Raw genomic sequence first — 5794 nt, forward strand, 5'->3', positions numbered from 1 at the left:
CCCCCCGCGCCCCGGCCCCCCCGGGCCCGCAACTCCGGCCCGGCCCTGAACCGAGCCTCTTCCAACGTCCGTCGCACCATCCTGGCCGAAGGCGCCGGCAGGCCCGGAGACGAGCGCTGCATTCACACCGTCGCCGCCGGACCGCCCGCCACGGCGCCGCCGCCCGATCCGGCTCTGCCCCGCGGCCCGCCCTGATCGGCCGACGCCGGGCGAGCCGAACGCTGCCGCCGCCACATCCTCCGCCATGGCTGACCGCAGGACCGGTCGCCGTGGCCGGAGGCATGCGCGTGGCCTTTCCCGCTTGGGATAAGGGACAATAAGGGGTTGGATTCGACCTGCGCGCCAGACTCATACCAAGGGTCGAAAATATTGACTCGTCATCCCGTGCGCGCTGCGGCGCGAAGTGCCGCTGCGCAGATATGGGATCTCGGCACGATCTCACAGAGATCCCGTGTCTGCAGCGCATCATTGCATGCTGCGCTGCGCACGGGATGACGGGTCATTGTTTATGGTGCTTGGTATCAGAGCAGCGGCGAATCCGCGGCGACGAGCAGCCAGGGCAGGGCCAGGCCGGCGGCCCGGCCGATCGTCCACCAGGCCGGGCCGAAACCGCGCGGCTCGACCAGGCGGTCGAGGTCGATCACCAGCACCTCGTGCCGGTCGGTGTCGCCGGCCGCGGCCCAGTGATTGATGCGGTTCGATCCGTCGATCACCCAGTATTCGCCCGAGCGGCGGGCCAGCAGCACCGGCCCCTGCAGCCCCCAGGGTTCGATCCGGTCGTGACGGCCGTTGCCATGCCGCGCCAGCGCCTCGGTCGACCACATCTCCCGGGAGATCGGCCATCGGCCATCACCGGGCGGCTGCGCGCCGAACCGCTTCGTCAGCAGGCGCCGCAGCACGTTGCGGCCCAGCCACGCGCCTCGCCGGCGATGGTTCCGCAGCACACGCCAGACCTCTCGCCACAGGCGATCCCGATACCGCAACCGCAATCCCCCTTCCCGCCCCCGGCCGGGGCGCCGAAATGCGGCGCGCTGGCAACCGAGGGTTGAGGGCAAAGATTACAGTTTTGTGATATTTCCGCCAACAGGCTGGTGGAGGAGGCTGCCGCCGCCTTGCCCGTCAGCGGTCCATCCTGGTCAGGTCCTGGTCATGCGTCTCGCGGATCAGCCAGACCGCGACCAGGCTGATCATCGCGGCGATGCTGATGTAGCCGCCGACCCAGCCGAGCCCGCCCCGCTCGACCAGCGTCTGGGCGATGTAGGGCGCCAGCGACGCGCCGAGAATCCCCGCCAGGTTGTAGGTCAGCGACGCCCCGGTGTAGCGCACCCGGGTCGGGAACAGCTCCGGCAGGAAGGCCCCCATCGGGCCGAAGATCAGCCCCATCAGGAACAGCCCGAGGCACAGGAACAGGGTGACCAGCAGCATCGAGCCGCCGCCCAGCAGCGGCGCCAGGGCGAAGCCGAACAGCGCCGTCAGGATGCCGCCGACGATCAGCACCGGGCGCCGCCCGATCCGGTCGCTGAGCCAGGAGGAGAGCGGGATGCCGAGGCCGAGGAAGATGATGGCGAAGCACTCCAGCCCGAGGAAGGCCTGGCGCGAATAGCCGAGCGCCTTGGTGCCGTAGCCGAGCGAGAACACCGTGGTGATGTAGAACAGGGCGTAGCAGGACACCATCGCCAGCGTGCCGAGGATGGTGATCCGGGTGTAGCGGGTCAGGACCTCGCCGATCGGCACGCGCACCCGCTCCTGCCGCTTCATCGCCTCGCGGAACACCGGTGTCTCGACCAGCTTCAGCCGGACATAGAGGCCGACCGCCACCAGCACGGCGCTGAGCAGGAACGGCACGCGCCAGCCCCAGCTCCGGAACTGCGCCTCGTCCAGCCCCAGCGCCAGCAGCAGGAACAGCCCGTTGGCGGCGAGGAAGCCGATCGGGGCGCCGAGCTGCGGGAACATGCCGAACCAGCCGCGCTTGCCGGCCGGGGCGTTCTCCACCGCCAGCAGCGCAGCACCACCCCATTCGCCGCCAAGCCCAAGCCCCTGGCCGAAGCGCATCAGGCACAAGAGGGCCGGCGCCAGCCAGCCGATCGCGGCATAGCCGGGCAGCACGCCGATCAGCGTGGTCGAGATGCCCATCAGCAGCAGCGACGCCACCAGCGTCGCCTTGCGGCCGACGCGGTCGCCGAAATGGCCGAGCAAGGCCGAGCCGACCGGCCGGGCGACGAAGGCGATGGCGAAGGTGGCGAAGGAGAGCAGCAGCTGCGCCGCATCCGATTCCTGCGGGAAGAACACCGGCCCGAACACCAGGGCCGCCGCCGTGCCGTAGATGTAGAAGTCGTAGAACTCGATGGCGGTGCCGACCAGGCTCGCCATCACGATCCGGCCGGTGGAATTGGCGGCGGCCGGCGCGGCCGAGCCGAAAGTTGTGTCCGTCATGAAGGAGGATACCGACTGTTGCGCAGGCTGCTGGGCGGGGTTCCATATCTGTCCCAAGCGCGGGTGCCGTCAACAGCAACATGCCCGGCGGCCAGGGCATGACTGCAGCGCGTCACGCGGGGACTGTCGCCGCCTGTCCGTCGGGATCCGCGCCCGATCCGGAGTGCCAGCATGCGCGAGGCCCGCTACGACACGATGTCGGACACCGCGAAAACGGCTACCGCTGCAACATGCAGCCGGGACGGTCCCCACCAGAATCCCCTGCGATGATCTTGCGATCGGCGGCGGAACGGAGCATCAAGCGTTCGTCGCCCGGAGGACCGGACGCCTCCATCCGTTCGACGTCGCAAGGACCCGTTGCTCGATGACCGACCACAAAGCCGGCCAAGACCGGCCGGACATGAACCCCTGGCTGTTCTTCCGCCGCTGGCTCGCCAACCCCCGCGAGGTGGGATCGGTGGCGCCGTCCTCGCCCGCCTTGAAGCGCCGGCTGACCCAGGAGGTCGTGCGCGCGCCCGACGAATATGTGATCGAGCTGGGCGGCGGCACCGGGGCGATCACCCGCGGCATCCTGGAGCGCGGCGTTCCGGCCGATCGCCTGTACGTGCTCGAGATCAACCCGGAGATGGCGCAGCATCTGCGCGACATCTTCCCGGGCATCCATGTGATCGAGGGCGACGCCCGGCGCCTGGCCGAGATTCTGCCGCCCGAGGTGGTCGGCAAGGTCGGCACCACGGTGTGCGGCATCCCGATGCTGCTGCTGACCCTGGAGGAGCAGAAGGCGATCCTCGATTCGGCCTATTCGGTGATGCCGAAGGGACGGCAGGTCGTGCTCTACACCTACGCCCTCTCCTCGCCGCTGCCGCGCGACAAGCTGGCCCTGACCGGCCGCCGCGTCGGCTTCGTCCCGGCCAACATCCCGCCGGCCTCGGTCTGGGCCTATCGCCAGCGCGGCGCCGGCTGACGCGCTTCGCTCCGCTTCCGCCGCCCCGCCGGACAGGGCATACTGGCCGCTTGGCTTCCGAGGGTGTGCGACGATGAGACCTTCGCTTCTTCTGGTCGCTGCATTCGGGCTCGCGCTACCGGCACAGGCCCAGGCTCCCGCCTATCATGTCCAGCTCCAGGTCAACACCACCACCGATGTGGGCGGCGGGTCATGCCGGATCGGCACCGGCGTGATCGGGACCTATCCCGACAGCCCCGGCCGTCTGGCGATCGGCACGCCGGTCGACCTGTTCATCCCCTGCGGCACGGCCGGTGCGTCGTTCTTCGAGGCCCGGCTGGTCGGCGGCCCCGGCGGCCTTCAGCCTGACGGGCCGGGTGCGCTGCGGCCGCTCGCGACCCCGGTGGCGCTGCCGACCGGTCCCGCGGCGCCGCGCCTGGTCCCGCCCCCGCCGCAGTTTCAGCCGCACCCACGGCAGGTTCTGGTTCCGCCACCACAGCCGCAACCGCGACAGGTGCTGATCGCCCCGACCACGCCGGTGACACCCCGGGCAGCGTCGCCGTCCACGGCGCCCCGGGTTGCGTCCCCATTCCCGGCGCCGCAGCCGATGCTGCCGCTGCCGGCGAACCCGGTGGCGCCGTCGCGTCCGCTGGTGATCCAGGGCACGACGCCGGTGGTTGTCGGCACGCTCCCGCCGGCCCCCGCCTTCGCGCGCCCGTTGCCGCCGCCGGTGCCCGCGGTCCAGGGCGGCGATACGGCGACGATGCGCCCGGACGCCGCGATCGTGCTGAACTTCGGTCCGGTCAGCGCGGCCCGGGCCGGAACGCCGCACCGCGTCGTGCTGCCGACCGACCCGAGCTATCCGGCGCTGCTGACCCAGCTCGGCGGCATCGCGCCGGGCCAGACCAAGGCGCTGCCGCGATAGGCCCGGGCGCGCCCGTGCTGCCGTCATTCGAGACGCCGCGCCTGATCCTGCGGCCGCGGACCATGGCGGATCTGCCGGACTGCCTGGCCATGGACCGCGACCCGGAGGTGGTGCGCTACATCGACAGGCCCTGGACCGACCCGGCGGCGCATCGCGCCTTCGTCGAGGCGCGGATCACCGCCGCCTATCCGGACGGGCTGGGCTACTGGACGGTGCGGACCCGGACGCCGGAAGCGACGTTCCTCGGCTGGGTGCTGCTGATCCCGCTCGACGGACCGGAGATCGAGATCGGCTGGCGCTTCACCCGGGCGAACTGGGGCCGCGGCTACGCCACCGAGGCTGCGGCGCCGGTGCTGGCCCATGCCCGGGACACGCTGGGCGCCATGCCGGTCGCCGACATCCATCCGGACAACGCCGCGTCGATGCGGGTGGCCGAGAAGATCGGCCTGCGCCGCATCGGGCCGGACGGGCACGGCGCCATCCGCTACGCCGGCTAGGATCTCTCGATCGCGATCGCGGTGGCCTCGCCGCCACCGATGCACAGCGAGGCGACGCCGCGGCGCGACCCTTGACGCTGCAGCGCCGCCAGCAGGGTGACGATCAGCCGGGCGCCGGTGGCGCCGATCGGGTGGCCGAGCGCGCAGGCGCCGCCATGGATGTTGACCTTGTCATGCGGCAGGTCGAGGTCGCGCATCGCCGCCATCACCACGCAGGCGAAGGCCTCGTTGATCTCGAACAGGTCGACCTCGCCGGCGCGCCAGCCGGTCCGGTCGAGCAACGTCCGGATCGCCCCGATCGGCGCCGTGGTGAACCATTCCGGCGCCTGGGACTGCGTGGCGTGGCCGCGGATCGTCGCCAGCACCGGCAGGCCCAGCCGGTCGGCGACCGAGCGCCGGGCCAGGACCAGCGCCGCGGCGCCATCGGCATTGGCGCTGGAGCTGGCGGCGGTGATGGTGCCGTCCGGGCGGAAGGCCGGCTTCAGGTTCGGGATCTTGTCGGCCGACAGCGATCCCGGGTTCTCGTCGACCGCGATCTCGGCCGGGCCGCCTTTGGCCGGAACCGAGACCGGCACGATCTCGGCGGCGAAGGTGTCCTCGGCGATCGCCGCCTGGGCCCGGCGCAGCGAGGTCGCGGCATAGGTGTCCTGGTCGTCCCGCGTGAAGCCGTAGCGGGCGGCCGTGGCCTCGCCGAAATCGCCCATCGCCCGGCCCTTGTCATAGGCGTCCTCGAGCCCGTCCAGCGCCGCATGGTCGAAGATCCGGCCATGGCCGAAGCGCAGCCCGTCGCGCACGCCCGGCAGCAGCCAGGGTGCGTTCGACATGCTCTCCATGCCGCCGGTGACGACGATGTCGGCGGAGCCGGCGGCGATCAGGTCGCGGCCGAGCATCGTCGCCTTCATGCCGGAGCCGCAGACCTTGTTCACGGTGGTGGCCCCGACCGAATCGGGCAGGCCGGCGCCGCGGGCGGCCTGGCGCGCCGGCGCCGGGCCCAAC

The 5794-nt window shown here is 71.6% G+C and carries 6 protein-coding genes; 3 read left to right on the forward strand and 3 right to left on the reverse strand.

Features of this window, described 5'->3' with window-relative positions:
• Positions 1-521: 521 nt before the first annotated feature.
• Both AAHM41_RS38325 and AAHM41_RS38330 read right to left on the reverse strand, forming a co-directional pair.
• Positions 522-944 carry a hypothetical protein gene (locus AAHM41_RS38325; protein WP_342241895.1) on the reverse strand — a complete coding sequence of 141 codons (423 nt, stop codon included), beginning with the start codon at positions 942-944 and terminating at the stop codon, positions 522-524.
• 175 nt (positions 945-1119) lie between these two features.
• Positions 1120-2433, reverse strand: a complete 1314-nt coding sequence (locus AAHM41_RS38330) for an MFS transporter (RefSeq protein ID WP_342241896.1) — start codon at positions 2431-2433, stop codon at positions 1120-1122.
• Positions 2434-2797: 364 nt separating this feature from the next.
• Here AAHM41_RS38330 and AAHM41_RS38335 point away from each other — a divergent pair, with 364 nt between their 5' ends.
• The 3 genes from AAHM41_RS38335 (at position 2798) to AAHM41_RS38345 (ending at position 4798) form a co-directional block, all read left to right on the forward strand.
• A complete protein-coding gene (locus AAHM41_RS38335; protein ID WP_342241897.1) occupies positions 2798-3397 on the forward strand; it encodes a class I SAM-dependent methyltransferase in 600 nt (199 codons plus the stop codon).
• Positions 3398-3470: 73 nt separating this feature from the next.
• On the forward strand, positions 3471-4301 hold the full coding sequence (locus tag AAHM41_RS38340; RefSeq protein ID WP_342241898.1) for a hypothetical protein: 831 nt from the start codon (positions 3471-3473) through the stop codon (positions 4299-4301).
• Between the two features lie 14 nt (positions 4302-4315).
• Positions 4316-4798: a GNAT family N-acetyltransferase gene (locus AAHM41_RS38345; protein ID WP_342241899.1), complete on the forward strand. Its 483-nt coding sequence runs from the start codon at positions 4316-4318 to the stop codon at positions 4796-4798.
• On the opposite strand, the gene AAHM41_RS38350 is transcribed toward AAHM41_RS38345, so the two are convergent.
• Complete coding sequence (locus AAHM41_RS38350) at positions 4795-5793, reverse strand: acetyl-CoA C-acyltransferase (RefSeq protein ID WP_342241900.1); 999 nt, start codon at positions 5791-5793, stop codon at positions 4795-4797. The genes AAHM41_RS38345 and AAHM41_RS38350 overlap by 4 nt on opposite strands.
• Position 5794 lies beyond the last annotated feature (1 nt).

This window comes from Inquilinus sp. OTU3971, assembly GCF_038440215.1.

What these genes read in the sequence shown, in the direction of transcription:
- AAHM41_RS38330 (WP_342241896.1), bottom strand. Translation starts at nt 2,433, where the DNA reads ATGACGGACACAACTTTCGGCTCGGCCGCGCCGGCCGCCGCCAATTCC.
- AAHM41_RS38335 (WP_342241897.1), top strand. Translation starts at nt 2,798, where the DNA reads ATGACCGACCACAAAGCCGGCCAAGACCGGCCGGACATGAACCCCTGG.
- AAHM41_RS38340 (WP_342241898.1), top strand. Translation starts at nt 3,471, where the DNA reads ATGAGACCTTCGCTTCTTCTGGTCGCTGCATTCGGGCTCGCGCTACCG.